The organism is Pseudoalteromonas luteoviolacea DSM 6061, assembly GCF_001625655.1.
Lineage (GTDB): Bacteria > Pseudomonadota > Gammaproteobacteria > Enterobacterales > Alteromonadaceae > Pseudoalteromonas > Pseudoalteromonas luteoviolacea.
Genome location: NZ_AUYB01000045.1, coordinates 1 through 259, shown reverse-complemented (window position 1 = coordinate 259; position 259 = coordinate 1). Strand labels below are relative to the sequence as shown.

1 protein-coding gene is annotated in these 259 nt (G+C 55.2%); it reads left to right on the top strand.

Features of this window, described 5'->3' with window-relative positions; all coding sequences use genetic code 11:
* Positions 1-259 (top strand): hypothetical protein (locus tag N475_RS25695; protein ID WP_211270591.1); only part of this gene is annotated, 259 nt, incomplete at both ends.

Here is a 259-nt window from a genome sequence, read left to right as displayed (position 1 = left end):
TACCATTTCGAGCAGCAACGGCGGTACGAATGTCACGGGCAATGGCACGGTGACATCAGCTGGGCAGCAGCTGAGTAATTTAGATTTAAGCGCGCTAAATGATGGTACGTTAACGCTGTCAGTGACACTCACCGATACAGCGGGCAATGCAGCTACCGCGGTGACGGCCAACAGCACACTAGATACGGCGGCACCCAGCGGTCACAGCGTGGCACTCAATGATACAGCGTACAACAGCACTGAAACGGGCAGTGTGAGC